This is a genomic window from Streptomyces sp. NBC_01460, from assembly GCF_036227405.1.
Lineage (GTDB): Bacteria > Actinomycetota > Actinomycetes > Streptomycetales > Streptomycetaceae > Streptomyces.
The window spans coordinates 4,404,190-4,430,089 of sequence record NZ_CP109473.1; the positions used below are offsets into that span (position 1 = coordinate 4,404,190).

Consider the following 25,900-nt stretch of genomic DNA (forward strand, 5'->3'; position numbering starts at 1 on the left):
CCGATCGGATGCCCTTGCACGTACTCGTCCTCGGCGGCACGACGGAGGCACGCCGGCTGGCGGAGTGCCTGGTGACCGCGGACGGGTTCCGGGTGACCAGCTCACTCGCCGGCCGCGTCGCCCGGCCGAAGCTGCCGCCCGGCGAGGTGCGCGTCGGCGGCTTCGGTGGAGCCGAGGGCATGGCCGAGTGGCTCCGCGCACACCACGTCGATGCGGTCATCGATGCCACTCATCCCTTCGCCGGAACGATCAGTTTCCACGCGGCCTCGGCCGCCACCACGGTCCATGTTCCCCTGCTGGCCCTCCGGCGGCCCGGCTGGGTGCCCGTGGAGGGCGACCGGTGGCACCTCACCGATTCCCTCACGGGCGCGGCGGAGCTGCTGCCCGGGCTGGGATCGCGTGTCTTCCTCACCACCGGACGCATGGGTCTGGCCGCGTTCGCCGCCCTGGACGCGCTGTGGTTCCTGATGCGCTCGGTGGATGCCCCCGACGCCCCGCATCCCGCGCGGATGGAGGTCCTGCTCGACCGGGGCCCGTTCTCCCTGGAGGGTGAGCGGGAGCTGATCCGGCGCCACCGTGTCGACGTCCTGGTCACCAAGGACAGCGGCGGCGACGCGACCGCGCCCAAGCTCACCGCCGCTCGCGAGGCCGGGATCCCCGTGGTCGTGGTCTCCAGGCCGCCCGTCCCTCCGGGGGTGCCGGTGGCCGGGTCGCCGGAGGAGGCACTCGCCCTGCTGGGGGCCCTCGCGGGGCGGTGACCGCCGCGGTCGGTCGAACGGCCGGGAGGCCGCGCCCGCACCGTTCTCACCGGGAGGGAGACTCCGGCTCCCGGACGCGCCGGGCGAGGTGCACGGTCACGTCGGCCGTGACCTCCACCGTCCCGGGCAGGACCCGCATGATCCGTCCGAGCACCTGCTCCCGCCGGGCGGCGGGCAGGACCAGGTAGGCCGAGACCGTCGAGAGCAGACCCACGTAGTCACGGGCCCCCATGGTCAGGCGGTGTGCGAGCACGGACTGCTGGACATCCGTGAACCACCGGGACCGTCGGAGCTCCGTGCCCGGCCACTGCATGGCGTCCTCCGGAGGCGTCCCGTCCGGGGAGGGCACCTCGTCGCTCTCCATGAAGGGGGCCCGGGCCGCGCGGACGGCTTCCCGCACCGCCGCGTCGGACAGCTGGACCGGCCCGCCGAACGAGGCGAACACGCCGCCCGGCTCCAGCAGCCCGGCCATGCGCGGCCACCGGTCCTCGGGGGCGGTCCAGTGCAGCGCGGCCGCCGCGAAGACCAGCCCGTACCGCGTCCCCGTCGGCAGGTCCTCGAAGGCGGACCGCACCGTCGTGACCTCCGCGGGGACGTGTCCGCGCAGCTCGGCGAGCATGGCGCCGTCGGGCTCGGTCGCGGTGACCTCGATGCCCCGCCCGGCGAACAGACGGGTCGCCTTGCCCGTTCCGGCGCCGATCTCGAGGGCGGTCCGGACCGGCCGGTCCGCGTACTCCAGCACCCTGTCGACGAGTTCCACGGAGTACCCCGGGCGGAAGCGTTCGTACGACTCCGCGATCGGTCCGAAGCTCAGTGCGCGATCAGACATGGCGGACATCCTGGCATGATTCGCTGCTCCGGCCCGCGGCCCCGGTCCGCTTTCCGGAGAAGGGGAGCGGCGGTGACGCACCGTGGGTGCGCCACCGCCCGCCATGTCAGGCCTCCGGGTAGCGGCGCGGGGTCCAGACGATCTGCCGGCCGTCGCCGCGGTCCACCCACCGGGTCTGCGAGGAGCCGACGATGAGGATCGTCCGCATGTCCACCTCCAGCGGGTCCAGATCGGCCAGCCGCACCGTCCGCACGCTCTCCGTCGGGCCCCCGACGTCACGGCCGAGCACCACGGGGGTGTCCGGTGAGCGATGCTCCAGCAGCAGGTCGCGGGCCTTGCCGACCTGCCATGTCCGGCTGCGGGAACCGGGGTTGTACAGCGCCATCACCAGGTCGGCCGCGGCCGCCGCGCGCAGCCGCTCCGCGATGACCTCCCACGGCTTGAGCCGGTCCGAGAGCGACAGGGTGGCGTAGTCGTGGCCCAGAGGTGCGCCGGCCCTGGCGGCGGCGGCGTTGGCCGCGGTCACCCCGGGCAGCACCCGCACGGCGATGTCCGCGTACGCGTCCTGGGTGGCCACCTCCAGCACTGCCGTGGCCATCGCGAAGACCCCGGGGTCGCCCCCGGACACCACGGCGACGCGGCGTCCGCGGCGTGCCAGGTCGAGGGCGAACTCCGCGCGTTCGGACTCCACCTTGTTGTCGGATCCGTGGCGCAGCTGGCCGGGGCGTACGGGCACCCGGTCCAGATACGTCGTGTAGCCGACCACGTCGTCGGCGGCGGCCAGCGCCCCGCGCGTCTCCGGCGTCAGCCACAGCGGTCCGGCGGGGCCGGTTCCCACCACGACGACCTCGCCGGTGCCGGGGCTCCGCTCGGGACGGGGCGCGTCGATCCGGCTTGGCAGCACGGCGACGGCGAAGTACGGCACGGAGTCCGCGTCGGTGTCCGCCAGGGCTCCGGTCCGCTCCCCGGCCATGGTGGCGCGCTCGACGTAGCGGGCCTCGGACAGCCGGCCGGATGCCTCGAAGGCCCGGCGTACGGCAGGGAACGTCCGCCCCAGCTTCATCACCACGGCGGAGTCCGTGGCTGCCAGACGTGCCGTCAGCTCCTCCTCCGGCAGGGTGCCGGGAAGGATCGTCAGCACCTCCTCGGCCTCCACCAGCGGGGTGCCGAGACGGGCCGCGGCGGCGCTGACCGACGTGACACCGGGGATGACCTCGGTGGCGTAGCGGTTCGCGAGGCGCTTGTGCATGTGCTGGTAGGAGCCGTAGAAGAGCGGGTCCCCCTCGGCGAGCACCGCGACGGTGCGACCCGCGTCGAGGTGCACCGCGAGACGGGCGGCGGCCTCGGCGTAGAACTCGTCCAGCGCGCCCCGGTAGCCGCCGGGGTGGTCCGTCGTCTCCGTCGTGACGGGGTAGACCAGCGCCTCCTCGATGTGGTCGGCGCGGATGTACTGCGCGGCGATCGAGCGGGCGATGGAGCGGCCGTGCCGGGCGGAGTGGTACGCGACGACGTCGGCCTCACCGATGACCTGCACGGCCCGCACGGTCATCAGGGCGGGGTCGCCCGGGCCGAGACCGACCCCGTACAGCCGCCCGGTGCCCGTGGTGCCGTCGGTCCGCTGCTGCTCGGGCATGCTCACTCCTCCTCGCTGGCGATCGCGTTGAGGGCGGCGGCGGCGATGGCGCTGCCACCGCGCCTGCCCCGCACGACGAGGTGCTCCAGCCCCGACGGGTGCGCGGCCAGGGCCTCCTTGGACTCGGCGGCGCCGATGAAGCCGACGGGCACGCCGATGACGGCGGCCGGGCGCGGGGCTCCGTCCTCGATCATCTCCAGCAGCCGGAAGAGCGCGGTGGGCGCGTTGCCCACGGCGACGACCGCGCCCTCCATCCGGTCCCGCCACATCTCCAGGGCGGCGGCGCTGCGGGTGGTGCCCAGCTTCGCGGCCAGCTCGGGAACCCCGGGGTCGGACAGGGTGCAGATCACGTCGTTGTCCGCGGGAAGCCGCTTGCGGGTGACCCCGCTGGCGACCATGGCCACGTCGCACAGGATCGGCGCGCCGGAGCGCAGGGCCGCGCGGGCGTCGGCGACCACGTTCGGTGAGAAGGCGAGATCGCGTACGAGATCGACCATGCCGCAGGCGTGGATCATGCGGACGGCGACCTGGCTCACGTCGGCGGGCAGCCCTGCCAGATCCGCCTCCGCGCGGATGGTGGCGAAGGACTGGCGGTAGATCGCCGGTCCGTCCTTCTCGTACTGGTGCACAGTGCTGTCGCTTTCTTCATCGAACAGGCCGAAAGGGGGTGATGAGGGGTGGTCAGGAGCGTGCGCCCCGGGGTTCCGAGGTGCGTGCGCCCCGGGCTCCGGGGGTGTGTGCGCCCCGGGGTTCCGGGTTGGTGCCCCGGGCTTCCGCCACGGCCGCGGCGAGCGCCGCCGGGTCGTTCCGTACCGTCGCCGCCCCGGTGGCCGACTCCCCCCGCGCGTGGGAGATCCGGTGTCCGTCAGGGGTGGCGACCACGTCGATCCACTCCCCGTGCGGATGACCGCAGCGGCGTTCGCACCCGGACCAGTACACAGGGAGCCGCCCGGGCGGCCCGACGGCGGCCCCCGCCTCGGCCCGCACGTCGGCCAGCGACTTCGCGCAGCCGGGCTGCCCGATACAGGCGCCCACACCGGACCACGGGGAGCCGGGGCCGGTGATCAGTCCGGCTGCGGAGAGCTCTTCCAGGAGGCCGTCCGCACGGTCGGGCGCGACCCCGGTGACGACGGCTCCGCGCCACGGGGTGAGCCGCAGTCCGCCGGCTCCCGCCAGGAGCCGCCACTGCTCCGGGTCCAGCCGTCCCAGCGGTACGCCGACGGACAGCGAGGCCTCGCGTCGGCCGCCCGGGACGCGCCCGTGCGCAGGGGGCAGCGCTTCGAGGGGGCGCGGGCGCCGGTCCGGGGCGACGGGGACCCCGGCCTCCCGCAGCCGTCGGACGACCTCGGCGGGCAACGCCGCGGCCGTGTCGTCCGGCAGGTCCTTCACCCGCCAGGCACCGGTCTCCCGCGCCGCGTCCAGGAAGGCTTCGGCGGCGGTCAGCGCGGCGCGGGGGGCGTCGGGGGCGGGCACCCGGAGGACGGCGTCACCGGGCCCGACGCGCAGCAGGCCGCCGTCGGCACCGAGGGCCAGCAAGGTGAGGTCGGCGCCGAGGGCGTCCACGTCACCGCGGCCGTCGTCGAGCGCGAACAGGAAGCGTCCGGAGAGCGCCGTCGCGCCGTCACTCGCGCAGAGGAGGCCGTCCAGCCCGGTCAGCCAGGGCCGGACGTCGGCCGCCCCCAGCCCGTCGAGCCCGGAGAGCGGGGACGCGACCACGTTGCGTACCCGTTCATGACGTGCGGACGGCAGTAGCCCGGCCTCGTCCAGCAGGGCCGCCAGCTCCGTACCGCAGTCCGGTGCGAGGCCGCGCAGCTGCACGTTTCCGCGGGAGGTGAGATGCAGCTCACCGTCACCGAGGCGCTCGGCGGCCTGCCCCAGCACCCCTGCCTGGCGGGGCGTCAGCGCCCCGCCGGGTATGCGGATCCGTGCCAGCGCCCCGTCGTCCGCCCGGTGCAGCCGCAGTGCGCCGGGGCAGGCGTCACCGCTGCTCCGGGCACACGCGTCGCCCGGAGACCGGGACGGAAGGGAGGCGGGCATGGCGGCGAGCATACCGACCGTGACCGTGGCCCACCCCTACGGTCACTGTGACCTACGGGACATCCGCTGCCGCCCCCGGCCGACGGCGGGGGCCGTCTGGTCAGGACCCCCCACCCCCCGCCTACTATGCCTAGCGGCGGTCCGTTCGGCCCGCCATCGCCAGACGGCGACATGGGAGGAAGCCCGGTGAGATTCCGGCGCGGTCCCGCCACTGTGAGCCCGGCCCACCGGCCGGGCGAGTCAGGAACTCCTGCCGTCCGACACCGCCCGGGGCGTGGACACCCCGAGGAAGGCCTGACGCCGCATGATCCTGCTCCTGTCGACGTCCGACACCGACCTGCTCAGCGCCCGCGCGTCCGGCGGCCCGGTCGGCTTCCGCTACGCGAATCCGTCCCGCCTCTCCGTCGATGACCTGCCGCGGCTCCTGGAGGGCACGGACCTCGTCGTCGTACGCCTCCTCGGCGGCGTACGCGCCTGGCAGGAAGGGCTGGACCAGGTGCTGGCCACCGGCCGTCCGGTCGTCGTGCTCACCGGTGAACAGGCTCCCGACGCCCAGCTGATGGCCGCGTCCACCGTGCCGATCGGCATCGCCGCCGAGGCGCACGCCTACCTCGCGCACGGCGGCCCCGCCAACCTGGAGCAGCTCGCCCGCTTCCTCTCCGACACCGTGCTCCTCACCGGCCACGGCTTCGAGCCGCCCGCCCCGGCCCCCGCCTGGGGTCCGCTGGAGCGGACCGCCCGGGACGTCACCGGCCCGACGGTCGCGGTGCTCTACTACCGCGCCCACCACATGAGCGGGAACACCGCGTTCGTCGAGGCGCTCTGCACGGCCGTGGAGGACGCGGGCGCCCGCCCCCTCCCGCTGTACGTGGCCTCGCTCCGCACGCCCGAACCCGAGCTCATCGACGAACTCCGCGCGGCCGACGCCATCGTGACCACCGTGCTCGCCGCGGGCGGCACCAAGCCCGCCACGGCCTCCGCTGGCGGCGACGACGAGTCCTGGGACGCGGGCGCCCTCACGGGGCTCGACGTGCCGGTCCTCCAGGCGCTCTGTCTCACCAGCCCGCGCGCGGCCTGGGAGGAGAACGACGAGGGCGTCTCGCCGCTGGACGCGGCCACCCAGATCGCCGTCCCCGAGTTCGACGGCCGCCTGATCACCGTGCCGTTCTCCTTCAAGGAGATCGACGAGGACGGCCTCCCCGCCTACGTCGCCGACCCCGAGCGGGCCGCCCGGGTCGCCGGGATCGCCGTCCGTCACGCCCGGCTCCGCCACATCCCGGCCGCCGAGAAGCGGATCGCGCTGGTCCTGTCCGCGTACCCGACCAAGCACTCCCGCATCGGCAACGCGGTCGGCCTCGACACCCCCGCCAGCGCCGTCGCCCTGCTGCGCCGACTGCGCTCCGAGGGCTACGACTTCGGGCCCGAGGAGGAGATCCCGGGCCTCGTCTCCGGCGACGGCGACGAGCTGATCTACGCGCTCATCGAGGCCGGCGGCCACGACCAGGAGTGGCTGACCGAGGAGCAGCTGGCCCGCAACCCGGTCCGCATCCCCGCCGCCGACTACCGCCGCTGGTTCGCCACGCTGCCCGCCGAGCTGCGCGAGGCCGTCGAGGAGCACTGGGGCCCGGCGCCCGGCGAGATGTTCGTCGACCGGTCCCGCAACCCCGAGGGCGACATCGTGCTCGCCGCCCTGCGGCGCGGCAACCTGCTGATCCTCATCCAGCCGCCGCGCGGCTTCGGCGAGAACCCGATCGCGATCTACCACGACCCCGATCTGCCGCCCTCGCACCACTACCTGGCCGCGTACCGCTGGATCGCCGCGTCCGCCGACGACAACGGCTTCGGCGCCGACGCGATGATCCACCTCGGCAAGCACGGCAACCTGGAGTGGCTGCCCGGCAAGAACGCCGGTCTCTCGGCCGCCTGCGGCCCCGACGCCGCCCTCGGTGACCTGCCGCTGGTCTACCCGTTCCTGGTCAACGACCCCGGCGAGGGCACCCAGGCCAAGCGCCGGGTGCACGCGACCCTGGTCGACCACCTCGTGCCGCCGATGGCGCGGGCCGACAGCTACGGCGACATCGCCCGCCTCGAACAACTCCTGGACGAGCACGCCCAGATCGCCGCGATGGACCCGGCCAAGCTCCCGGCCGTCCGCGCCCAGATCTGGACCCTCATCCAGGCCGCGAAGCTCGACCACGACCTGGGCCTGGAGGACCGGCCGGAGGACGAGGGCTTCGACGAGTTCATCATGCATCTCGACGGCTGGCTCTGTGAGATCAAGGACGTCCAGATCCGCGACGGCCTGCACGTCCTCGGCAGCGCCCCGGCCGGCAAGGACCGCGTCAACCTGGTCCTCGCCGTCCTGCGCGCCCGCCAGATCTGGGGCGGCACGGCCTCGCTGCCCGGTCTGCGCGAGGCGCTGGGCCTGGACGAGTCGGCGGCCACCCGCACAGCGGCTGACGAGACCGAGGAGAAGGCCCGTGCCCTCGTCCAGGCGATGGACGACGCGGACTGGGACCCGGCCGCCGTCGCCGGTGTCGCCGCGGGACACCCGCAGGCCGTCGCCGACATCCTCGACTTCGCCGCGCGCGAGGTCGTGCCCCGGCTCGCCGCGACGACCGACGAGCTCGACCACGCGGTGCACGCGCTGAACGGCGGCTTCGTCCCCGCCGGCCCGTCCGGGTCCCCGCTCCGCGGCCTGGTCAACGTGCTGCCGACCGGCCGGAACTTCTACTCGGTCGACCCGAAGGCCGTCCCCTCCCGCCTCGCCTGGGAGACCGGCCAGGCCCTCGCCGACTCGCTCCTGGAGCGCTACCGCGCGGACAACGGCGAGTGGCCCACCTCCGTCGGCCTGTCCCTGTGGGGCACCAGCGCGATGCGCACCGCCGGCGACGACATCGCCGAGGCGTTCGCCCTGCTCGGCGTCCGCCCCGTCTGGGACGACGCCTCCCGCCGGGTCACGGGCCTGGAGCCGATCCCGTACGAGGAGCTGGGCCGCCCCCGTATCGACGTCACGCTGCGCATCTCCGGCTTCTTCCGCGACGCGTTCCCGCACACGATCGGCCTGCTCGACGACGCGGTGCGCCTGGCGGCCTCCCTCGACGAGCCCGCCGAGCAGAACTTCGTACGCGCCCACACCCAGGCCGACCTCGCCGAACACGGCGACGAGCGGCGCGCCACCACCCGGATCTTCGGCTCCCGTCCCGGCACCTACGGCGCGGGGCTGCTCCAGCTCATCGACTCCCGCGACTGGCGCACGGACGCCGACCTCGCCGAGGTGTACACGGTGTGGGGCGGCTACGCCTACGGGCGTGAGCTGGACGGACGCCCGGCGCGGGACGAGATGGAGACCGCGTACAAGCGGATCGCGGTGGCGGCGAAGAACACCGACACCCGCGAGCACGACATCGCGGACTCGGACGACTACTTCCAGTACCACGGCGGCATGGTCGCGACCGTGCGCGCGCTGAGGGGCACCGCCCCCGAGGCGTACATCGGGGACTCGACCCGCCCCGAGACGGTCCGCACCCGCACCCTGGTCGAGGAGACGTCCCGGGTCTTCCGCGCCCGGGTGGTCAACCCGAAGTGGATCGAGGCGATGCGCCGCCACGGCTACAAGGGCGCCTTCGAGCTCGCCGCGACGGTCGACTACCTCTTCGGGTACGACGCGACGACCGGCGTCGTCGCGGACTGGATGTACGACAAGCTGACCGAGACGTACGTCCTCGACCCCACGAACCGCGCGTTCCTCCAGCAGGCCAACCCCTGGGCGCTCCACGGCATCGCCGAGCGCCTCCTGGAAGCCGAGTCCCGGGGCATGTGGGCCAAGCCCGACCCGGCGGTGCTGGAGGCGCTGCGCCAGGTGTTCCTGGAGACCGAGGGCGACCTCGAAGGCGAGGACTGACCTCCGCTCCGGCCGGGGGAGCTCCCCGGCCGGAGCTCGGCGTCCTGCCTTGCTGCCTCCGGGCAGGGGGTCCAAGCTTGTGGAATGGGTGACCGAGCGGGCCACGCGCCCATAGCCTCTGTGCAGCACACGTTCCGCTTGATGGAAGCCGTGGCGGCGCACGAGGGCGGCGCGCCCGCGCATCAGCTGGCGCGGCAGGCGGGGCTGCCGCCGGACACGGCCCGGGAGCTGCTGCGGGCCCTCACACAGGACGGTTACCTCCGCGTGCTGGAGGACGGCGGCTACGTCCTGGGCGACAAGCTGCACGGCGGGCACTCCGCGCAGGACCTGGTGAGCAGGGTCCGCCCCGCACTGGCCGCCCTGCGCAACGACGTGTCGGCGGCGGCCTACCTCACCTTCTACGAGGAGGGCGAGATCCGGATCGCCGAGATCGTCGACGGCCCGAAGACACCCAGGGTCGACCTCTGGGTGGGATTCCAGGACGCCGGGCACGCCACGGCGCTCGGCAAGTGCGTGCTGCGCGAACTGGATGCCGACGCGCGCGGCGAGTACCTCTCGCGGCACACCCTCGCCGACCTCACGCCCCGCACCATCACGCACCGGGAGGAGCTGATCCGCGAGCTCGAGGGGTCGCTTCCGGCACCGGTGGTCATGGACCGGGAGGAGTACGACCTCGGCACGGTGTGCGTGGCGGTGCCCGTACGCAGCGGCGAGAAGCTCGGCTCGCTCGGCGTCTCCTTCCGGGCGGACCGGATGTACCGCACCAGTCAGGTCCGCGAGAGCCTGCTGTCGACGGCGGCCCGGGTGACCAGGGGCCTCGCCCTCGGCGGCTGAGAACGTCCGGGAGCCCGCTCCGGCATCCGGGAGCTCGTTCGCTCCCGCCCTCGCCCGGCGTCCGGGGGCCCCGCTCCCGCCCTCGCCCGGCGTCCGGGGATCCCGCTTCCGCCCTCGCCGGCATCCAGGGGACCCCGCTTCCGCCTCCTCCAGCGTCCGGGGATCCTGCTCCCGCCTCCTCCGACGTCCGGGGTTCCCGCTCTCGCGACTCGGCACGGCGCCCGCGTGCCCTGCCCGATCCGCCGCTGTGGGCGGTGCCCCTACGAGGTGCGACCGCCGGCCGTGAGGGCCTTCAGCTCGTCCAGCACGTCCCGCATGACCAGGGACATCGCGCGTTCCTCGGCCTCGCTGATCCACCGTTCGAAGCCGACCTTGAAGACGGCGATCCCCGTTTCGGCGCTCAGGCTCGCGGCGGGCTCCGGAACGCCGCGCCCGCGCAGGGCGTCGGCGAGCGCGGCGGACAGCGAATCGAGCTTGATCAGCTCGCGCTCCTGGAGTTCGGCGTTCGCGGTGATCACGGCCTGCCGCTTACGGGCGTGCTCCCGGCGGTCGTCGAACATCTCCGACACCGCGTCGAGGCCCACCGCCAGCGCGTCGATCGGGGCCGTGTCCTCCGGGACGCCGGCCACCGCCCCGACCAGCAGGTCCCGAAGCTCCGTGCCGCCGAAGAGCACCTCGCGCTTGTCGGCGTAGTGCCGGAAGTAGGTCCGCTCGGTGAGCCCGGCCCGCTTGGCGATCTCCGCGACGGTGGTCTGCTCGAATCCGCGCTCGCTGTAGAGCTCCAGCGCCGCCTCGGCCAGGCGCCCGCGCGCGTTCGGCTCCCATCTACCCATACGGAGATCCTACGCGACGGCAGTCACTGACATCAGGTGTTACGGTGGATGTCAGTCACTGACATCGAGAGTTCCGGAGTCTCCCATGCGCATCTTCGTGACCGGCGCGTCCGGCTGGATCGGATCCGCCGTCGTCCCCGAGCTCATCGGCGCGGGCCACCAGGTGGTCGGGCTCGCCCGTTCCGACTCCTCCGCGGTCGCGCTCACCGAGGCCGGGGCGGAGGTGGTCCGGGGCACCGTCGACGACCTCGGCGTCCTGCGGGAAGCGGCCGCCGCGGCGGACGGGGTGATCCACCTGGCCTTCAAGCACGACATCGCCTTCTCGGGTGACTTCCTGGGTGCCGCGGAGGCCGACCGCCGTGCGGTCGACGCGTTCGGCGACGCACTGGCCGGCACCGGCCGCCCGTTCGTCATCGCGTCGGGCGTCGCCGGTCTCCTCCCCGGGCGGGTGGCGACCGAGCGGGACATGCCGACGATCGACGGCTCGCCGCTCTCGGTCCGGGCGGCCACGTCCCAGGCGGTGCTCGCCCTCGCCCCGCGCGGGATCCGCTCCTCCGTGGTGCGGCTCTCCCCCACCTGCCACGGTGAGGGGGACAACGGCTTCACTGCGGCCCTCGTCGCCACTGCCCGGGCCCGGGGGGTCTCGGGCTACATCGGGGACGGCGCCAACCGCTGGCCGGCGGTCCACCGTCTGGACGCCGCGCGGCTGTTCCGCCTCGCGGTCGAGAAGGCCCCCGCCGGGTCGGTGCTGCACGGCGTCGCGGAGGAGGGCGTCGCGATCCGCGACATCGCCGGGGTGATCGGCCGCCACCTCGGCGTGCCGGTGACCTCCGTGGACCCGTCCGCGGCGGGGGAGCACTTCGGGTGGCTGGCCGGCTTCCTGGGCGTGGACGCCCCGGTGTCGCACGCCCTCACCGGCGAACTGCTCGACTGGCGGCCGACCCGGCCGGGCCTGCTCCAGGACCTGGAGGCGGGCCACTACTTCGACGCCCCCGCCGTCACGGCCTGACGGCGTACGCCTCCCGGCTCCCCGGGTGGCCCGGACGGCCCGGGTGGCCCGGACGGCCCGGGCGGCCCGGACGGTCCGGCCGGTCCGGCCGGACCGGACCGGTCAGGAATCGAGAAGCGCGCGGTGCGAAGCCGCCATAACGTCGTTCCATGACCTCCCTCGCATCCGTCACCCTCGAGGTGGACGACCCCACCGCCGCCGAACGCTTCTACGCCGACGCCTTCGGCCTGGGCACGCAGCTACGCGTACGGGCCGCGGAAGCCCCGACGACCGGGTTCCGCGGCTTCACGCTGTCGCTCACGGTCTCCCAGCCGTCCACCGTCAACAGCCTCGTCGACTCCGCCCTGGAAGCCGGCGCCACCTCCGTGAAGCCGGCCGCGAAGTCGCTCTGGGGCTACGGCGGCGTCGTACAGGCCCCGGACGGCACCCTCTGGAAGATCGCCTCCTCGGCGAAGAAGGACAAGGGGCCCGCCACCCGGCAGATCGACCGCTTCGTGCTCCTCCTGGGTGTCGAGGACGTGATCGCGACCAAGCGGTTCTACGTCGAACGCGGCCTCACCGTGGGCAAGAGCTTCGGCCGCAAGTACGTCGAGTTCGACACGAAGCCGGGCCCCGTCTCCCTGGGCCTCTACGGTCGCGCCGCCCTGGCCAAGGACGCAGGGGTCGCGCCCGACGGCACCGGATCGCACCGGATCGCGATCGGCAGCGACATCGGACCCTCCACCGACCCGGACGGCTTCACGTGGGAGAAGGCCTCGGACTGAGCCGGGCACGGCCCGTCCTCGCCCCCACACCCGCCTGGCGTCCCGGCCGCCGGGACTCCCGGCAGAACACGCTGCGCGGCGCCCGTGGACATGGCACGATCGCGCAGGTGACCAGCAGACCCTCCGAGGCGCAGCACCTGCGCGATCTGGCGCTGCTGCGCCGCGTCCGGGACCGGATGGACCGGGAGTACGCGCAGCCGTTGGACGTCGAGGCGCTCGCCCGGGGCGTGAACATGTCGGCCGGGCACCTCAGCCGCCAGTTCCGGCTCGCCTACGGCGAATCGCCGTACGGCTATCTCATGACCCGGCGCATCGAGCGCGCGATGGCACTGCTGCGCCGTGGTGACCTCAGCGTCACCGAGGTCTGCTTCGCGGTCGGCTGCTCCTCGCTGGGCACCTTCAGCACGCGGTTCACCGAACTGGTCGGCATGCCGCCCAGCACCTACCGGCGTCAGGCTGCGAGCGGGGCGGCGGGTGTCCCCCCGTGCGTGGCGAAACAGGTGACCAGACCGGTCAGGAATCGAGAAGCACGCCCTGCCGAACCGCCGCTAGCGTGACCAGCATGGACATCACCATTCACACGAGCGTCCTCCCGCACGACGACCCGGACGCAGCCCTCGCCTTCTACCGCGACACCCTCGGTTTCGAGGTCCGCAGCGACGTCGGATCCGGCACGATGCGCTGGATCACGGTCGGCCCCGCCGGGCAGCCGGGTACCTCCATCCTCCTGGCACCGCCGGCCGTCGACCCGGGCATCACCGAGGACGAGCGCCGCACCGTCGTCGAGATGATGGCCAAGGGGACCTACGGCTGGATCCTCCTGTCCACCCCGGACCTGGACGCCACCTTCGAGAAGCTGCAGGCCGGCGACGCCGAGGTCGTCCAGGAGCCGACCCTGCAGCCGTACGGCGTGCGCGACTGCGCCTTCCGCGACCCGGCCGGCAACCAGATCCGCATCAAGGAAGTGCGCTGAGCACGTCCTGTCCGCAGCCGTGACGGACGGGCAGGTCCCGGACCGGGGGTCCTCACCCGTGGTGAGGACCCCCGGTCCGGGGCGGTGGGCCGGGCGCCCTCAGCTGCCCGCCGCCTCCGGCGACGCCGTGGACCGCTCGATCAGGCCGTTGACCGTCTGGTCCCCGTGCGCGTCCATCGGTGTGGAGTACTCGCCGACCGCCCAGAAACCGCCGGAGCCGCCCGCCGGGGCCAGGTCGTTGAACGTGTAGGAGGGCCACCGGGTGTCGCCGTCGGGTGCCGGTCCCCCGGCCTCCTTCGTCCAGGTGGTGCCGTCGTAGTGCCAGAAGACCGGGTCCGCGTGGGCGGGTTCGGCCTGGTCGTTGCCGGTGACCCAGAGGCCGCCCCGGCCGTCTGGGGCGAGGGCGCGTACGTAGAAGGTGGCGAGCGCCCCGGTGATGTCCTCCCAGGCGGAGCCGTCCCAGTGGGCCACGCCCGGCACGGGTTCGGTGACATCGGGGTCCTCGGCCCATCCGGCGACGTAGACGCTGTCGGGGGACGCGGCGGCGATCTTGGCGGTGTCCGTGCCGGCGCGCACGGGCGGCTGGTCCATCAGCGTCCACGTGGTGCCGTCCCAGTGGTACGTCACCGGGTGGCCGCCCTTGACCGGGTACTGCATCCCGGTGGCGTAGGCGTCGTCCGCCGAGATCGCGTCGATGTCCCTGATGTCCACGCGGGCGGGCAGCGCGAAGGTCTTCCAGGTGCCGCCGGTGTACGTGTAGAGCGCGTTCCCGCCCTTGAAGAGCCGCCCGGGGACGGCGTCGATCGGCACCTCGGGCCAGGAGTCGTCGGCGGGTCCGGCGGCGGTGACGCTGTTCCAGCGTTCGCCGTCGAAGTGCACGAGCGCCTGGCCCCTGCCCACCGAGCCGTAGGCCCAGACGTCGTCGGCGGAGACGGCGCTCACCGCCGACCACTGCCAGACGGCCGGGAGCCCCGGAGCGGTGTCCTCGGCCCACCGCTCGCCGTCCCAGCGCATGATGACGCCCGCGCCCGCCTTGCTCCCGACCGCCCACGCGAGGTCGTCGTCGACGGAGGAGACGGACAGCAGGGAACCGGCGGAGCTCTCCCCGGAGAGGGAGACCTCCCAGCCGGGTGCCTCGGCCGCGCCCGCTCCGCCGGCCACGAGCAGGGTGGAGGCGAGAGCCGACGAGACGGCCGCGGAGCGTATGAGGTGCCGTACGAGCATCAGAGGGCTTTCCTTCACGGTGAGTTGACGCTTTCCCGAGTGCCGGACGAGGCCCGTGGCCCGTCGGCAAAGGGCCAGACTCCTGGTCACGTCCGATGGTTGTAGCGGCTGGTCAAGGTGGTGGTGGCGCCCCGGGTCGACCGGCGTACCGGGGATGAGTGATCACAAAAGCGTGACGGGATCAACACTGAACACCCAATTTCCTTCACAGGGTCTTCACTTGCTGTCATGCTGCTCCGGCTGAAACCAGAACCATCAGATGGAGCACCTCACATGGCTGACACTCAGCCCACCACCGCGTCCGTTCCGGGCGTCCAGAGTCCGGCCGGAGGCGTCGTCGAGCCGACCGCCGCCGGCGCGCCCGACGTCAGGCTGTCCGGTCTGGCCATGAAGCGCCGCGGCCCCGTCGCCGTGTGGCTCGGCCTGACCCTCATCACGTTCGGGATCTACCAGCTGGTCTGGTACTTCAAGATCCACAAGGAGCTGCAGGAGTTCGACCGGCGCAGGCCCCTGAGCCCGGGCGGCAGCGTGCTGGTCCTCATATTCCTGGGCTGGACCGTGATCGCTCCGCTGATCTCGTTCAACAACACCGGGAAGGCCATCGCGAACGCCCAGCGCGCGGCCGGCCTGCCGGTGACGTGCAGCCCTGCCGCGAGCATGTGGCTGGCGTTCGTCTTCGGCCTGAACACCTGGTACATGCAGCGCCAGCTCAACCTGGTCGTCGAGGCCTACCCGGGCGCCGCCCCGGGCACCGAGGTCTCGCTCGCGGCCTGATTCCGGAAGAGCGCCACATCACGGCGCCGCCGCCGGTCCGTGCCCTGGCGGCACGGACCGGCGGCAGGGGGCGCCTCGCTCCGTCCTCCTCCTCCGTCGCCGGGCCCTCGTGCATCGCAGTCCGCAGCGGTTGCCGCACAGGGGAGCAGGAGGGTTCCGGCGCGCCGGGCGGTCGTCGTCACACCGCCCCGCCCGCAGCGCTCTTCTCAGCTCAGCCCTCGTCGGTCATGCTTGCCCGCACGAACCGGGCCGGGTGTCGTCGGCCCGGTGCTCGGACGTCGAAGCGGAGGGGAGCGCGCTGTGTCACTTGATCTTGCGGTCGACCTGACCGCGTCGCTCATAGCCTTCCTCGTCGGTTACGGGACCCGCAATCTCCTGACCTACTACCGGAACAGCCGTCCGGTCGCGCGTCTGTGGAGGATCGACAGGCACAAGCCCGTGACCGCTGTGGTCGGCAGCGTGAACGGGGGAAAGGCGCTCTGGGAAGCGGACGCCCTGGCAGCCATGAGCATCCGTCTCAGTCTTGCCCGCGACCTCAAGATCCATTCGGTGGGGACCGTGAGCTCGTCCTCCTTCAGGATGGCCGCATACGCCGAGGACAACGTGGTTGTCATCGGCGGGCCCGCGATGAACGAGGTGTGGGAGACCTATGCCAACAGGCTCGACGCTCCGTACGAGTTCCGGATCATTGACGACAGATACCGGATCGTGGCCAGAGAAGGTGACGCGTCGTTCGGCGAGACGAGGAGCGTCGAAGGCAAAGAGGATCACGCCTTGGTGGTCTTCGCCTGCAACCCCTTCGAGCCCCGCAGCCGCGTGGTCATGATGGCGGGTTGCGGCTACCTTGCCACCTTGGCCGCACCCCTGGTCCTCTCCCCCGAGTTCGCCAGGGAGCTCAATCGACGCTTCGACACCGCCAAGCCGTTGGCACTGGTGCTCTCAATGGAAGACGTGCGTGGCTACATGCCCAAGCCCAAGATCGTTGCGTGGGCTCAGTTCGTCCAGCCGTCCCAAGGCTGAATCGGATTCCTCCGGACGAGTGTGGGAGTGATCGTCCGCCCTGTGGCTCCGAGGCCGCGGTGCCGACGAGGTGCACGGCTCCGGGCGGTCAGGCGGAACATGGCCTGCCCTGGAAGAGCTGACTGGTGTGCCAGGACGGGTGGTCGGCGGCGATCGGACGGACGCCCGGCTGGGGGCGATCACCGGACGGCCGGCGAATGCGATGACGTGCTCGTGGGCGGAGGTACTGCGGCCGACGAAGATCGGTGAGTCCAGAACGCGGTGGCTCTCGCTGAGACCGAGCACGCCTTGGTCGAGCAACTTGTGGTGCAGTGAGCAGAGGCACGGCCCGTTCTCGACGTCGTCCGGGCCATCGAAGACCCACCAGCGCGCATGGCCGGCCTCAAGCCCGACCGGCACCGCGCCGATCCTCCCGTCGTATCCGCAGAAGGCACACCGGTACTCGTAAGCCGTCAGGACCAGGTCCCGCATCCGCCAGTCCCGCTGCCTGCGCGCTCGGGCTCGGTCCGCTCTCGGCCTCCTCCGGCGCCAAGCCGACGGCTTCGCAGAGTTCACCGTGGAGCGACGGCGGAAACTGAGATCGAGCAGTACCCGTCTCATGCGGCCGAGCAGGGCGGCTCCCGTCGCAGCGCCGTGCGGAGCTCCGGCGGCATCCGCCCGGCGGCGCCGGTTGCGCGTAGCTCCTTGACCCCGGTCCCAGGGCTGCCCTGACCGAAAGGGCTGAGCCCACGTCGAAGGGCCCCACCGCAAGCGGTGGGGCCCTTCGACGTATTGCCCGGTGAGAGCAATGGCGGAGGATACGAGATTCGAACTCGTGAGGGGTTGCCCCAACACGCTTTCCAAGTCTTCGCTCGGCTGTTCGGCAACAGTCGCGGGCGTCAGGACCTGTGGCGGAGCCGGCGGCTACAGGCTCGATGAACTGTGGTGAACACCTGCGAATGAGACCGGAACTGAGACCAGGCGCTCGTTCATTTACCGGACACCGGGCCGTACCACTGCATGGCCTGACCGGTGATTGCGGCGATACATTCGAAGTCGTGGTCGCGGTGCAGGAGGGTCAACCCCTGGAGTTCCGCTGTGGCGGCGACGACGAGGTCAACAGCTCCTGCACTGCGGTGCTGACCGCGTTGGGTCAGCAGCTCCTGAACCCGCCAGGCGCGGTCGTACGCGCGGTCATCGACGGGCACCCAGCCGAACAGCAGCCGCATGTCCTCGATGCCGCGCGCACGGTCGGCGGCGGAGCGGGCGCTGTAGAAGAACTCCAGCTCGGTAACGGGGCAGGTCGCGATGAGCCCTGCTGTGGCGGCCTGATCCCATCCGTACTGTTCGGCGTCGTCGCGGAAGAATCGGGCGAGCGCACTTGTGTCGATCAGGAACTGCGCCGCGCTCACCGCCGGTAGTCCCTTTTCTCCTCGAAGGCATTCAGATCGAACGCGCCCTCGCCCGCTGCGGCCCGCAACCGAGTGAGAGCGAGAGCCCGTCGGCGGTTGTCGAGCACCTCGCGCAGAGCGGTGTTGACGGTCTCCTTCTTGGTGCCGGTCCCCAGCGCCTGAGCCACGTCGGCCAGCAGCTCGTCGTCCAGGTCGATCACTGTTCGACTCACTCGTGTACCTCCTGATATATCAACTGTGGAGTCAAGTATATCTTGGTAGGGCGCCTTAGGTGATGTCGATGTCGCGGGCGGCCGGGAAGGTGGATCGGTGGCCGGGATCATGTTGCGGAATCGCGCAGTGGCGGTGACTCCTCCCAGCTCGTGATCACGTGCAGGCAGTACCGTCCCGGCGCGCGAAGAAGGCCTTGACCGGTCGGAACAGGTCAAGGCCTTCTTGGTATTGCCCGGTGAGAGCAGTGGCGTCGCCAGAAGCGCTGACCGAAGTCGTGCATGGTTCGGATCCCGGGAATGGCCAGTTAGCCTCGATCTTTCGTGACGGTCCGTCGGCCTCTTCGGCGGGCCGTTTCGGTTGTTCGGCGGTGGCGGGCACGCTGATGGCCCGGCTGTCGCGTCGGGTGGGCGCCGGGTTCCACGGCTCCGGTCGGGGTGATGCTGCTCGCAGGGACGGGAACTGGCTGCTCAGCCGGGGTGCGGGAGAGCTTCGAGCCGCGCCAGGGCGTCGGTGATCACGTCGGTCCAGGGCCAGTGGCGTGCGAACCTCAGGTGCCGGCGGCGGGCGGTCGTGACGATCTGGGCGGCGGCGGAGAGAAGGCGGAACCGGAGACGGCGGGGCTCCCACCTGCGGATTTCGCCGGTCAGAGCGAGCATCGGCATCCAGGCCAGCAGGTCCAGGGCGAGCTGGACGATCTCCAGCCAGATCTGGTTCCGCGCGGTGTCGTGCAGGGGGCAGGTTGCCCAGACCGGTGGCCCGCGCGGCCCGGATGCGGTCCTCGGTCCGTGCCCGCTGGCGGTGCCGCAGCTCCAGTGCCGCGATCGGCATGTCGGTGGTGTTGGTGGCGAAGCAGGTCAGCCGCAGTCCGTCATCGTCGGTGATCCGCAACTGGGCGCCGGGATGGGGCCGTTCCTTCCGCGCGATCAGCCGCATTCCCTTCGGCCAGCCCTTGCGGCAGCCGCCGGTGATCTCGGCGACCCACGCCCCGTCCCGGATCTCGCCGCCGGGCTCGATCGCTGCCGTCCGGGCCGGAGCGGGCACCTTGAGGACGGCCTGGTGAGTCTGCTCTGTGATGGTCATGCCGACCGAGTACGACAGCCATCGTCCGCGCTGGGCGAGCCAGGCGACGAACTCGTGGGTGCCGCCGCCGGAGTCGGTACGGATCAGCGTCCGGCTTCCGCGCCGGTACTTCTTCGGCGGTTGCGCCAGGGCGAGCCCAGCCGTGGTGATGTGGTCGGCGGCGGTGTTGCTGCCTGCGCTGCCCGGTCTGAGCAGGCCGGCGACCGGCTCACCGCTCCCGCCGCTTCCCCGATCCACGAAGCCCATCAGGGGGTGGCGTCCGAAGGTCTTCTTCCAGGTCGCGGTGGCGTCCTGCTTCTCGGAGTAGGCCAGCACGAGTACCCCGCACTGCACGCCAGCCCACGCCGAAGGGCCCCACCGCAAGCGGTGGGGCCCTTCGACGTATTGCCCGGTGAGAGCAATGGCGGAGGATACGAGATTCGAACTCGTGAGGGGTTGCCCCCAACACGCTTTCCAAGCGTGCGCCCTAGGCCACTAGGCGAATCCTCCGCGGCAAACAATACAAGACGTTGGAGGGTGCTCGCGAACACGTTCCCCAAAGATCGTTCCCGGCCCTCCTCCGGGCGGGCAGTGGGTGGACGACGGGGGGCGGGTATCGGCTAAGGTGGGCGTCAGCCCCTCACGTGGCGCTATCTGACTGAACTCCCCCAGGGCCGGAAGGCAGCAAGGGTAGGTTGGCTCTGGCGGGTGCGTGGGGGGCCCTTGCGTGTCCGGGGTGTGGTTTCCCACCGGGCGCCCGGTCCCGGGCGGGACCGGTTGTCGGTCCGCCCCGATAACCTCGTATGTGTGTCGTCCCTTGCGCTGTACCGCCGCTATCGCCCCGAGTCGTTCGCCGAGGTCATCGGTCAGGAGCATGTCACTGACCCGCTGCAGCAGGCCCTGCGGAACAACCGGGTCAATCACGCGTACCTGTTCAGCGGGCCGCGAGGCTGTGGGAAGACGACCAGCGCGCGCATCCTCGCCCGCTGTCTGAACTGCGAGCAGGGGCCCACACCCACTCCCTGCGGTGTGTGCCAGTCCTGCCAGGACCTGGCGCGCAACGGGCCGGGGTCCATCGATGTCATCGAGATCGACGCCGCATCGCACGGTGGCGTGGACGACGCCCGTGACCTGCGGGAGAAGGCGTTCTTCGGGCCCGCGTCCAGCCGGTACAAGATCTACATCATCGACGAGGCGCACATGGTCACCCCGGCAGGGTTCAACGCCCTGCTGAAGGTGGTCGAGGAGCCGCCGGAGCACCTCAAGTTCATCTTCGCGACCACCGAGCCCGAGAAGGTCATCGGGACGATCCGGTCGCGTACGCACCACTACCCGTTCAGGCTGGTTCCCCCCGGGACGCTCCGCGGCTATCTCGCGGAGGTGTGCGGCAAGGAGAACAGCTTCGTCGAGGACGGTGTGCTGCCGCTCGTGGTGCGGGCCGGAGCGGGTTCCGTGCGTGACTCGATGTCCGTCATGGACCAGCTGCTGGCCGGCGCGGGCGACGACGGTGTGACATACGCCATGGCCACCTCGCTCCTCGGGTACACGGACGGGTCCCTGCTGGACTCCGTCGTCGACGCCTTCGCGGCCGGCGACGGGGCGGCGGCCTTCGAGGTCGTGGACCGGGTGATCGAGGGCGGCAACGACCCCCGCCGCTTCGTCGCCGACCTCCTGGAGCGGCTCCGTGACCTGGTGATCCTGGCCGCCGTGCCGGATGCCGGGGAGAAGGGGCTCATCGACGCGCCCGCCGATGTCGTCGAGCGGATGCAGGCCCAGGCGTCCGTGTTCGGCGCCGCCGAGCTCAGCCGTGCCGCCGACCTGGTCAACGAGGGGCTCACCGAGATGCGCGGGGCGACCTCGCCCCGGCTGCAGGTGGAGCTGATCTGTGCCCGGGTGCTGCTGCCCGCCGCCTTCGACGACGAGCGTTCGCTCCAGGCCAGGCTCGACCGGCTGGAGCGTGGGGCGTCCTTCGCCGCGGCCGGGCCCGGTCCCGCCGTGGGATACGTGCCGGGGCCCGAAGCCCATGGGCCCGGTGTCGGGATGCCCGCCGGGGGTGTCGGGGGTCCTGCCGCGGCCCGGGCGGCGGTCCGCGGTGAGGTGCCGGGCGGTGCCCCCGCCGATGCCGCCCCGCCCGTACCCGTGGCCGCGGAGCCCGTGGCCCCCCCGGTCGCCCAGCAGCCCCAGCCGGCCGTGGAGCAGGCAGCACCACCGGCCCAGGAGCCTCCGGCGCCCGCCGGTCAGCGCCCCGGAGCCTGGCCGGCCGCGGCCGGGGCCGGCAGCGGGGGTGGCGAGGCGGCGCGCCGGCCCGGCGGCTGGCCCACCGCGTCCACGCCCGGCAGCGGCGTGCCCCAGGCCCCCGCGCCCACGCCCCCTCCCGCCCCCGTCCGGGCCGCACCGGCCCCCGCAGCCGCACAGGCGCCCGCGCCGGGCGGACAGGACATGGCCCAGGGCGCCGCGCAGGTGCGGAACATGTGGCCCGACATCCTCGAGGCCGTGAAGAACCGGCGCCGGTTCACGTGGATCCTGCTCAGCCAGAACGCCCAGGTCACCGGCTTCGACGGCAGCACCCTGCAGATCGGCTTCCTCAACGCCGGTGCCCGTGACACGTTCTCGAGCAGCGGCAGCGAAGAGGTGCTCAAGCAGGCGCTCGCCGAGCAGTTCAACGCCAAGTGGCGGGTCGACGCGGTCGTCGACCCCTCGGGCGGCGGAGGTCAGCCCCCGCAGGCCGGTGGAGGCGGCGGCAGGCCTCCCGCCGCGCCGTACCAGCCCCCGTCGGCGCCCTCGGCCCCGTCGTACGAGCCCAGGCCCTCGGCCCCCGTCCAGCAGACACCGCCGCCCTCCCCGCAGCCCCCGCCGGAGCGGTCCGGGAGGTCCGAGCCGTCCTCGTACGACCGTGCGGCCCCGGAACCGCCGCGGAACGTCGCACCCGAGGACGACACCGCGGAGGCGGACGATCCCGACCTGGTCGACTCCGCGCTCTCCGGCCACGACCTGATCGTCCGCGAGCTGGGTGCGACGGTCGTCGAGGAATTCACTAACGAGTAGCGGGCCCCGCACCGGCTGTGCCCCGCCTGCCCCGGGGCAGGGAGAGGCAGCGACCCCCCTCGGCTGTCCACGGAGCGGCGCCCGTCGAGGCGCCCTGCCCCCGGCGGCTAGGCTGCACCCCGTGAAGGTCCTCGTCATCGGCGGCGGCGCCCGCGAACACGCCCTGTGCCGCTCTCTCTCCCTCGACCCCGATGTCACCGCTCTGTACTGCGCCCCCGGCAACGCCGGAATCGCAGAGGTGGCCGAACTGCACCCGGTCGACGCGCTCGACGGCGACGCCGTCGCGCGCCTCGCCACCGAGCTGGGCGCCGAGCTGGTGGTCGTCGGCCCGGAGGCACCGCTTGTCGCCGGTGTCGCCGACGCCGTGCGCGCGGCCGGCATCCCCTGCTTCGGCCCCTCGCGCGAGGCCGCCCAGCTCGAGGGCTCCAAGGCGTTCGCCAAGGACGTCATGGCCGGTGCCAACGTCCCGACCGCCCGCAGCTACGTCTGCACGACCCCCGCCGAGATCGACGAGGCGCTGGACGCCTTCGGCGCGCCGTACGTCGTGAAGGACGACGGCCTCGCGGCCGGCAAGGGCGTCGTGGTCACGGACGACGTCCGGGCCGCGCGTGCCCACGCCCTCGCCTGCGACCGCGTGGTCATCGAGGAGTTCCTCGACGGCCCCGAGGTGAGCCTCTTCGCGATCACCGACGGCACCACGGTGCTGCCGCTGCAGCCCGCCCAGGACTTCAAGCGCGCCCTGGACGGCGACGAGGGCCCGAACACCGGCGGCATGGGTGCCTATTCACCGCTCCCGTGGGCGGACCCGAAGCTGGTGGACGAGGTCATGCAGACCGTCCTGCAGCCGACCGTCGACGAGCTCCGCCGGCGCGGGACACCGTTCTCCGGCCTGCTGTACGCGGGCCTCGCGATCACCTCGCGCGGTGTCCGGGTCATCGAGTTCAACGCCCGCTTCGGCGACCCGGAGACGCAGGTCGTCCTGGCGCGGCTGAGGACGCCGCTGGCCGGTGTCCTGCTCGGCTCGGCCAACGGCACCCTGGACACCGTCCCCGCACTGACCTGGCGCGACGACGCCGCCGTCACCGTGGTCATCGCCTCCCACAACTATCCGGACACGCCCCGGACGGGAGACCCCATCGAGGGCCTCGCGGATGTCGAGGCACAGGATGCGCCGCACGCGTTCGTCCTGCACGCCGGCACCCGGCAGGACGGCGACGCCGTCGTCAGCGCCGGAGGGCGCGTCCTCTCGGTCACAGCGACCGGCAAGGACCTCACGGAGGCCAGGGAGCGCGCCTACACCGCGGTGGGCCGGATCCGGCTCGACGGCTCCCAGCACCGTACGGACATCGCCCGTAAGGCCGCCGACGAGGCCTGACACCCGCTCGTCCCCGTGCCCGGCCCTCAAGGAAGGTGCCGGGCACAGGTGCGTCCGGCAGCCCCCTAGCCACCGGGACGGCGGGCCCCGAGCCCCCCGGACGGCGGCCCCCTACCCCCGGGACGGCGGCCCCGACCCCCGGGACGGCGGCCCCTGAGCCCCGAATCACGGGCTCCGAGCCCCCGGGACGGCGGCCACGTGGGCCCCGGGACGCGAAGGCGGCGGTATCACCGAACGCCTGTGGGCCCACCCGTCAGCAGCTTTGCCCAAAGCCATTCCATCGGGTGACGGCTCGGCCATCCGGATGACGCCCGCCGAGGGCCCAACTAGGGTGCGGCGCAAGCGTTCCGGCACTTGGCCCACCGGCATTGCGATGTCGGTGACGGGTGCCACAGTGGGGGAGTGACCAACACCGTCGCGGGGGCAGAGGGGGTGACGTCCAGCCGTGTCCGGTACCGGTTCGGTTGAGGAGCTGGGTGCGCACGCAGCACAGGCCAGAGCCGTGGCTCTGCTGCGCATCCGCAGCAGAGCCACGGCCCTGGCGATCCTGCCGGCGGGCGTCGCCGTCGTGCTGCTCGTCGCGGGCGCCCAGGGGCACATCGGCCCGGGAGTGTGGTCCACGGTCACCTGGGTGGTGGTGGCCTGCGCGGTCGTCGTCCTGCTGCTCGCCGCGGCGGTCGCCGTCGCGGTGGCGCGCGCGAGGCCCGCGGTCAGCCCGACGGTGCCCCTCACCGAGGCTGCCGCCCCCGACCTCTATCGGCTGGTCAGGGACCTCGCCGACCGGCTCGACGTCCCGGCGCCGTCGGCCATAGCGCTGACCCCGGACTGCGACAGCTGGCTGGAGGACCGTACGCACCCCGCCGCCCGGCCCGACGCTCTCGAGGGGCGGGCCGGAGCCCGCCGGGGCCGCAGGGTTCCGGCGGCGCCCGTGCTCGTCATCGGCTCCCCCTTCCTGTGGTGGATGAGGGTCGCCGAGCTGAGAGCGGTCCTGGCGCCGGTCGTCGCGGGCACCGGGCCGTCCGCTCATCCCGACATAGCCGCCGCCCGCCGGTTCGTCCGCGCTCTGGACGCCGCGGTCGCCGACGCGGCGCTGCCCGGGCAGGGCGTCGTACGCAGGATCCCCTCGGCCTTCGTGGGGTGGATCGCCAGGGTGATGCTGCGCGGCTGTCGCGGCCACGCGGCGGAGATGGAGCGCTGTGTCGCCGCCGCCGCGTCGGGGCGCGCCCATGAGGTGGACTACGGGCTGCGGATCGTCGCCCAGGAGCAGGTCGGGCTGGCCTACGCGGGCTGGGACCGGCTGCTGACCCGGGTCGCGCTGCCCGCCTGGCGGATGGGCCGCTGGCCCTCCCGGCTGGACGCAGGCGTCGTCTCGGCGCTCACGGAGCTCTCCCGGCGCGACCGGCTCGCCGAGGGCTTCACCTCCCGGCTGGGGGAGCGCCCCGCCTGCGATCTGATCGAGGAGCCGGGCGCGGCCGACGAGGCGGCCTCGCTGCTGGCCGCCCGTCTCTTCCACGGCGGGCCGGCGGAGACGGGTCCGGGCTGGTCCCCCGTCGACTGGCAGCAGTACCCGGAGGAGGTCGTGGACCGGAAGTGGCGTACGGAGGCCGCCCGGCTGCACCGGGTGCTCGACGCCATGGGAGTGGCCACGAGCGTCTCCGTGGGGGCGCAGGCCGCCGCAGCGGGCGCCGACGGCTCCGCGGTCCCCACCCTGGCGCGGGTGATCGACCACCTGGCGACGCCGGGTGCCGACAGCGAGGCGCTCGCGGCGGGCATCGGCGCCGCCCTCGCCCGAGACGAGGAGAAGGCGACGCCGCGTCCCCGGGCCGGTGGCGGAGCCGCTCCGGACGGCGGGCCGTCCGGGACGGGCACCGACCCCCTCGACCTCTGGGGGCCCGTCCCGCTGCCGCTGTTCCCCCTCCAGCCGCCGCGTACGGGTACGGAGCTGCTCACCGACCATGTCGTCGCGATGGTGTGCTGCGCCGCCGTGGACACGGCGGGGGCCGCGCCCGGGCTCGACTGGCTCGACGGCCCCGCCCTGCTGGTCGACGGCGGCCGCAGGTCCGACCTGGGCGCCCCCGTGCTCACCCTCGTCGAGGACGGGGACGCGGAGCCGCTGCTCTCCTGGCTCACCGCGGTAGGGGTGCGCACCGACAAACCCGTACGCCTGGGTTGAGCGGGGCTTCCGGGGCGACAGTCCCCTCGAGTTGAACGGTCGTCCGTTCACT

20 protein-coding genes, 1 tRNA gene, 1 other RNA gene, 2 pseudogenes and 1 riboswitch are annotated in these 25,900 nt (G+C 72.9%); of the genes and pseudogenes, 13 read left to right on the top strand and 11 right to left on the bottom strand.

The window, feature by feature from the left end:
- The first annotated feature begins 8 nt into the window (after positions 1-8).
- The gene (locus OG488_RS19635; RefSeq protein ID WP_443074229.1) at positions 9-758 is read left to right on the top strand and encodes a cobalt-precorrin-6A reductase; all 750 of its coding nucleotides are present in this window, start codon (positions 9-11) and stop codon (positions 756-758) included.
- A 46-nt stretch (positions 759-804) separates the two neighbouring features.
- On the opposite strand, the gene OG488_RS19640 is transcribed toward OG488_RS19635, so the two are convergent.
- The 4 genes from OG488_RS19640 to cobG all read right to left on the bottom strand — a co-directional run bounded on the left by OG488_RS19640 (position 805) and on the right by cobG (position 5,269).
- Complete coding sequence (locus OG488_RS19640; RefSeq protein ID WP_329230975.1) at positions 805-1,587, bottom strand: class I SAM-dependent methyltransferase; 783 nt, start codon at positions 1,585-1,587, stop codon at positions 805-807.
- Positions 1,588-1,693: 106 nt separating this feature from the next.
- Complete coding sequence (locus OG488_RS19645; RefSeq protein WP_329230977.1) at positions 1,694-3,220, bottom strand: precorrin-2 C(20)-methyltransferase; 1,527 nt, start codon at positions 3,218-3,220, stop codon at positions 1,694-1,696.
- A 2-nt stretch (positions 3,221-3,222) separates the two neighbouring features.
- Entirely contained in the window at positions 3,223-3,849 is a 627-nt protein-coding gene (locus OG488_RS19650; protein WP_329230979.1) for a precorrin-8X methylmutase, read from the bottom strand.
- Between the two features lie 52 nt (positions 3,850-3,901).
- A complete protein-coding gene (cobG, locus tag OG488_RS19655; RefSeq protein WP_329230981.1) occupies positions 3,902-5,269 on the bottom strand; it encodes a precorrin-3B synthase in 1,368 nt (455 codons plus the stop codon).
- A gap of 163 nt (positions 5,270-5,432) precedes the next feature.
- Positions 5,433-5,507: riboswitch (cobalamin riboswitch) on the top strand.
- 54 nt (positions 5,508-5,561) lie between these two features.
- Between cobG and cobN the strand changes: the two genes are divergently transcribed.
- Positions 5,562-9,161 carry a cobaltochelatase subunit CobN gene (cobN, locus tag OG488_RS19660; protein ID WP_329230982.1) on the top strand — a complete coding sequence of 1,200 codons (3,600 nt, stop codon included), beginning with the start codon at positions 5,562-5,564 and terminating at the stop codon, positions 9,159-9,161.
- A gap of 84 nt (positions 9,162-9,245) precedes the next feature.
- Positions 9,246-9,995 (top strand): IclR family transcriptional regulator, encoded by a 750-nt coding sequence (locus OG488_RS19665; protein ID WP_329230984.1) that lies wholly within the window; start codon positions 9,246-9,248, stop codon positions 9,993-9,995.
- 260 nt (positions 9,996-10,255) lie between these two features.
- Here OG488_RS19665 and OG488_RS19670 read toward each other — a convergent pair whose 3' ends face one another.
- Positions 10,256-10,828, bottom strand: a complete 573-nt coding sequence (locus OG488_RS19670; protein ID WP_329230986.1) for a TetR/AcrR family transcriptional regulator — start codon at positions 10,826-10,828, stop codon at positions 10,256-10,258.
- 85 nt (positions 10,829-10,913) lie between these two features.
- Here OG488_RS19670 and OG488_RS19675 point away from each other — a divergent pair, with 85 nt between their 5' ends.
- The 4 genes from OG488_RS19675 to OG488_RS19690 all read left to right on the top strand — a co-directional run bounded on the left by OG488_RS19675 (position 10,914) and on the right by OG488_RS19690 (position 13,574).
- A complete protein-coding gene (locus tag OG488_RS19675; RefSeq protein WP_329230987.1) occupies positions 10,914-11,837 on the top strand; it encodes an SDR family oxidoreductase in 924 nt (307 codons plus the stop codon).
- Between the two features lie 149 nt (positions 11,838-11,986).
- Positions 11,987-12,601, top strand: coding sequence for a glyoxalase (locus OG488_RS19680; protein ID WP_329230989.1), 615 nt, complete (start codon positions 11,987-11,989; stop codon positions 12,599-12,601).
- Between the two features lie 107 nt (positions 12,602-12,708).
- Positions 12,709-13,158 carry a helix-turn-helix transcriptional regulator gene (locus OG488_RS19685; RefSeq protein WP_329230990.1) on the top strand — a complete coding sequence of 150 codons (450 nt, stop codon included), beginning with the start codon at positions 12,709-12,711 and terminating at the stop codon, positions 13,156-13,158.
- A 5-nt stretch (positions 13,159-13,163) separates the two neighbouring features.
- The gene (locus OG488_RS19690; RefSeq protein ID WP_329230992.1) at positions 13,164-13,574 is read left to right on the top strand and encodes a VOC family protein; all 411 of its coding nucleotides are present in this window, start codon (positions 13,164-13,166) and stop codon (positions 13,572-13,574) included.
- A gap of 99 nt (positions 13,575-13,673) precedes the next feature.
- Here the strand turns inward: OG488_RS19690 and OG488_RS19695 are convergent, their stop codons facing one another.
- Positions 13,674-14,798: a hypothetical protein gene (locus OG488_RS19695; RefSeq protein WP_329230994.1), complete on the bottom strand. Its 1,125-nt coding sequence runs from the start codon at positions 14,796-14,798 to the stop codon at positions 13,674-13,676.
- A 273-nt stretch (positions 14,799-15,071) separates the two neighbouring features.
- On the opposite strand from OG488_RS19695, the gene OG488_RS19700 reads away from it, so the two are divergent.
- Together OG488_RS19700 and OG488_RS19705 are read left to right on the top strand one after the other, a co-directional pair.
- On the top strand, positions 15,072-15,572 hold the full coding sequence (locus tag OG488_RS19700; protein WP_329230996.1) for a DUF4234 domain-containing protein: 501 nt from the start codon (positions 15,072-15,074) through the stop codon (positions 15,570-15,572).
- Positions 15,573-15,872: 300 nt separating this feature from the next.
- Positions 15,873-16,592: a hypothetical protein gene (locus tag OG488_RS19705; RefSeq protein WP_329230998.1), complete on the top strand. Its 720-nt coding sequence runs from the start codon at positions 15,873-15,875 to the stop codon at positions 16,590-16,592.
- Between the two features lie 88 nt (positions 16,593-16,680).
- On the opposite strand, the pseudogene OG488_RS19710 reads toward OG488_RS19705, so the two are convergent.
- From OG488_RS19710 to OG488_RS19730, 5 genes and pseudogenes are all read right to left on the bottom strand, one after another.
- Positions 16,681-17,305, bottom strand: a pseudogene (locus OG488_RS19710) (phosphorothioated DNA-binding restriction endonuclease); the annotation flags it as partial.
- Positions 17,306-17,560: 255 nt separating this feature from the next.
- Positions 17,561-17,983 carry a PIN domain nuclease gene (locus OG488_RS19715; protein WP_329231000.1) on the bottom strand — a complete coding sequence of 141 codons (423 nt, stop codon included), beginning with the start codon at positions 17,981-17,983 and terminating at the stop codon, positions 17,561-17,563.
- Positions 17,980-18,195: a type II toxin-antitoxin system VapB family antitoxin gene (locus OG488_RS19720; protein WP_329231001.1), complete on the bottom strand. Its 216-nt coding sequence runs from the start codon at positions 18,193-18,195 to the stop codon at positions 17,980-17,982. The genes OG488_RS19715 and OG488_RS19720 overlap by 4 nt, the downstream gene beginning before the upstream one ends.
- A gap of 468 nt (positions 18,196-18,663) precedes the next feature.
- A pseudogene (locus tag OG488_RS19725) lies at positions 18,664-19,600 on the bottom strand (IS1380 family transposase); the annotation flags it as partial.
- Between the two features lie 77 nt (positions 19,601-19,677).
- Positions 19,678-19,765, bottom strand: a tRNA-Ser gene (locus OG488_RS19730).
- Positions 19,766-19,887: 122 nt separating this feature from the next.
- On the opposite strand from OG488_RS19730, the gene ffs reads away from it, so the two are divergent.
- From ffs to OG488_RS19750, 4 genes are all read left to right on the top strand, one after another.
- Positions 19,888-19,982: signal recognition particle sRNA small type (gene ffs / locus OG488_RS19735), an RNA gene on the top strand.
- An 80-nt stretch (positions 19,983-20,062) separates the two neighbouring features.
- Complete coding sequence (locus OG488_RS19740; RefSeq protein ID WP_329231003.1) at positions 20,063-22,300, top strand: DNA polymerase III subunit gamma and tau; 2,238 nt, start codon at positions 20,063-20,065, stop codon at positions 22,298-22,300.
- 121 nt (positions 22,301-22,421) lie between these two features.
- Positions 22,422-23,675 (top strand): phosphoribosylamine--glycine ligase, encoded by a 1,254-nt coding sequence (gene purD, locus OG488_RS19745; RefSeq protein ID WP_329231004.1) that lies wholly within the window; start codon positions 22,422-22,424, stop codon positions 23,673-23,675.
- A 445-nt stretch (positions 23,676-24,120) separates the two neighbouring features.
- Positions 24,121-25,848, top strand: a complete 1,728-nt coding sequence (locus tag OG488_RS19750) for a hypothetical protein (RefSeq protein WP_329231006.1) — start codon at positions 24,121-24,123, stop codon at positions 25,846-25,848.
- The last annotated feature ends 52 nt before the right edge of the window (positions 25,849-25,900 follow it).

What these genes read in the sequence shown, in the direction of transcription:
- OG488_RS19635 (WP_443074229.1), top strand. Translation starts at nt 9, where the DNA reads ATGCCCTTGCACGTACTCGTCCTCGGCGGCACGACGGAGGCACGCCGG.
- OG488_RS19640 (WP_329230975.1), bottom strand. Translation starts at nt 1,587, where the DNA reads ATGTCTGATCGCGCACTGAGCTTCGGACCGATCGCGGAGTCGTACGAA.
- OG488_RS19645 (WP_329230977.1), bottom strand. Translation starts at nt 3,220, where the DNA reads ATGCCCGAGCAGCAGCGGACCGACGGCACCACGGGCACCGGGCGGCTG.
- cobG (WP_329230981.1), bottom strand. Translation starts at nt 5,269, where the DNA reads ATGCTCGCCGCCATGCCCGCCTCCCTTCCGTCCCGGTCTCCGGGCGAC.
- cobN (WP_329230982.1), top strand. Translation starts at nt 5,562, where the DNA reads ATGATCCTGCTCCTGTCGACGTCCGACACCGACCTGCTCAGCGCCCGC.
- OG488_RS19665 (WP_329230984.1), top strand. Translation starts at nt 9,246, where the DNA reads ATGGGTGACCGAGCGGGCCACGCGCCCATAGCCTCTGTGCAGCACACG.
- OG488_RS19670 (WP_329230986.1), bottom strand. Translation starts at nt 10,828, where the DNA reads ATGGGTAGATGGGAGCCGAACGCGCGCGGGCGCCTGGCCGAGGCGGCG.
- OG488_RS19675 (WP_329230987.1), top strand. Translation starts at nt 10,914, where the DNA reads ATGCGCATCTTCGTGACCGGCGCGTCCGGCTGGATCGGATCCGCCGTC.
- OG488_RS19680 (WP_329230989.1), top strand. Translation starts at nt 11,987, where the DNA reads ATGACCTCCCTCGCATCCGTCACCCTCGAGGTGGACGACCCCACCGCC.
- OG488_RS19690 (WP_329230992.1), top strand. Translation starts at nt 13,164, where the DNA reads ATGGACATCACCATTCACACGAGCGTCCTCCCGCACGACGACCCGGAC.
- OG488_RS19695 (WP_329230994.1), bottom strand. Translation starts at nt 14,798, where the DNA reads ATGCTCGTACGGCACCTCATACGCTCCGCGGCCGTCTCGTCGGCTCTC.
- OG488_RS19700 (WP_329230996.1), top strand. Translation starts at nt 15,072, where the DNA reads ATGGCTGACACTCAGCCCACCACCGCGTCCGTTCCGGGCGTCCAGAGT.